Here is a 2,469-nt window from a genome sequence, read left to right as displayed (position 1 = left end):
GATTCAGGTTGGCCTCGCTGCGCAACATTACCGCGAGACCTTCGGCAAACATCTGTCTGCGGAACGGTCCGATCACCACCTCGGTCTGTGTCACTGGAAGATGTGTCACGGGCACCCCTGAATGCATTACCCGCCAATACTGCAGCACCCCGCACCGCCGCGCATGCGCCAAACAGTTAGAAAGCGGTCCGGTCCTTTGGGCACTGGGTCTGCGCGCCGAAAGGCATAAGGACGGGCGTCCGAATCTATGCCGAAAAGCCAATGCCTTTTGGCAGGAAGCACACGCGAAAACAGTGATCCTGCAATCCAACCATCTGACTTTACTATGATTTCATAGGAACCGCCGCCGCCCGCCCCCTTTATCCGGCAGCCGAAATTTTTTCCTAAAAGGAAAATCCTGCCCTACCGTGCCCGCAAACTGCCGCCGGACACCGCCGCCTATGACGCCCCACACCCCCAAGCTTACGCGAGACCCGCACCGCACCTGCGAAGACCCGCGCGAGAATGTACTTGAGGTCGCCATCGGGCGGCAGGTCCGCACTGCGCGCAAACAACAAAGCATTACCGTGGCCCAGCCTACGGGCCTGTTCATCGGGATGCTCTCGAAGATCGAGAACGGCAATACCTAGCCCTCGCTGACCACGCTACAGACCCTCTCGCATGCGCTGTCGGTGCCGATCGCCAGCTATTGTATTCCGTCACTGCCCCTGAGACAGAATGAGTTGTTTTGCAATGCGAGGGTTTCTGGCTAATCGTAGTCCTTGAGGGGATACGTGAGCCTCCCCCTTTGAAGTGGTCCGCCCTTATAGTTAGGAAAGCGGAGGACCAAGTACGGCCATTTAGAGACCGAGACACGAAAAAATTGTCGTGAAGTTACGGCAAGTTGAAGTTCTGATGGGGCAAGGGATACCTCGGATTGACGCCATCATACAGATCGGTGTGACTGAACAAACCTATTGTCGCTGGAAGAAGACGTACGGTGAAATGGGTACAGAGCAACTCAAAGAACTTCAAAGAACTGAAGCGACTCCAGAAAGAGAGCGAGCGGCTTCGTCGCGCCGTGTCGGATTTGACATTCGATAAGCTGATCCTTTCGGAAGCCGCACGGGGAAACTTCTGAGCCCCTCGTGTTGTCGCGCTTGCATCAACCTCGTCCGCAGCAAATTGAAGGTTTCTGAGCGTCGTGTTTGCCGTATCCTGGGCCAACACCGGTCCACGCATCGGCGATTACCGCGGGGGCTTGCCGACGAGGAACGTCTGGTTGCTGGTATGATCGAGTTCACGCGCCAGTACGGGTTCACATTTACTCACCGCCATTACCCCAAACCGACCCTGATCCCGTCTAAGACTTTTTCGCCACATCTGGGAAAGGTGGAGACCACCCCTTTTGCGGGGCTTAGGGGGGAATGTGAGTTTTGCTCGTTCAAACGAGCCGCAATTGGATCAAACCAGTTAAACCGCAGAATCCCCGACAGAGCGCGCCAGAAGGCGATTTCAGGTTGCCCACATTGAGCACACGACGCCGCTTAACTCATTGAATTTAAGCACAAACACGTCCTATCCATCATCGGGGCAACACTCAAACGCCACGACGGGATATCTTGCGAATTGCTTTCCATGCCGCGTGCTTACACATTTCACAATGTTTCGACCAGAACACGAATTGCATTCGCCGCCGACCTTTTGGTTCCCACATTCACACGCTCGCAACAGATATTGTGGTTCGGCGAAAGACGGTTGCAGCGACCACACTGACTGAAACGAGCAACCCGACGCATCCATTCACCGGATTGCGGCCTTTGGGCGGCGTGAGGATCTGCCGCGCGTTTCCGCCTTTTCGCCCCGCCCGATTTCCCTTAAACCCGTGAGACGACCGGGACGGACATGACGCATGACGCAAACCATAATCGAACGTTGTGAGGCCAAGGGCCTCAGGCTGACCGAGCAACGCCGGGTCATCGCGCGGGTTCTTGAGGCGTCCGACGACCATCCCGATGCCGAAGTGCTCTATACCCGCGCCTGTGCGGTCGATCCGAAAATCTCGCTGGCGACGGTCTACCGGACCGTGAAGCTTTTCGACGAGGCGGGCATTCTCGACAAGCTGGAATTCGGCGACGGGCGCGCGCGCTACGAGGATGCCGAACGTGCGCATCACGACCATCTCATCGACCTGACCACGGGCGAGGTGATCGAATTCGTCGATCCCGAAATCGAAGCCCTGCAGGAAAAGATCGCCCGACGGCTTGGCTACCGGCTGAAGGGCCACCGGCTGGAATTGTTCGGCGTGCCGGAGACGTCCAAGGGCCAGGACTGAGCCCTTGGAGAACATCCGCGGCATTCTCCTGATCCTCTTTTCCATGGCCGCCTTTTCGGTCGAGGATGCCTTTATCAAGACCCTCACCGGAACAATGCCTGTCGGGCAGGTGCTGCTGTTCATGGGGATTGGCGGGGTTGGCGTCTTTGCAGCGG

At 57.1% G+C, this 2,469-nt stretch carries 1 protein-coding gene and 2 pseudogenes; all 3 read left to right on the top strand.

Annotated features, from left to right (window positions below; all coding sequences use genetic code 11):
• Positions 1 to 440: 440 nt before the first annotated feature.
• A pseudogene (locus tag WBB85_RS16115) lies at positions 441 to 689 on the top strand (helix-turn-helix domain-containing protein); the annotation flags it as partial.
• A gap of 172 nt (positions 690 to 861) precedes the next feature.
• A pseudogene (locus WBB85_RS16110) lies at positions 862 to 1,296 on the top strand (transposase); the annotation flags it as partial.
• 595 nt (positions 1,297 to 1,891) lie between these two features.
• On the top strand, positions 1,892 to 2,314 hold the full coding sequence (locus WBB85_RS16105) for a Fur family transcriptional regulator (RefSeq protein ID WP_432639615.1): 423 nt from the start codon (positions 1,892 to 1,894) through the stop codon (positions 2,312 to 2,314).
• Positions 2,315 to 2,469: the final 155 nt, after the last annotated feature.

The sequence above is a fragment of the Albidovulum sp. genome (genome assembly GCF_049646345.1).
Lineage (GTDB): Bacteria > Pseudomonadota > Alphaproteobacteria > Rhodobacterales > Rhodobacteraceae > Albidovulum.
The sequence above is the reverse complement of the archived record's forward strand: the minus strand, read 5'-3'. Positions and strand labels throughout refer to the sequence as shown.

Bases quoted from the DNA above. Each gene is read 5' to 3' on its own strand.
- WBB85_RS16105 (WP_432639615.1), top strand. From the start codon at position 1,892: ATGACGCAAACCATAATCGAACGTTGTGAGGCCAAGGGCCTCAGGCTG.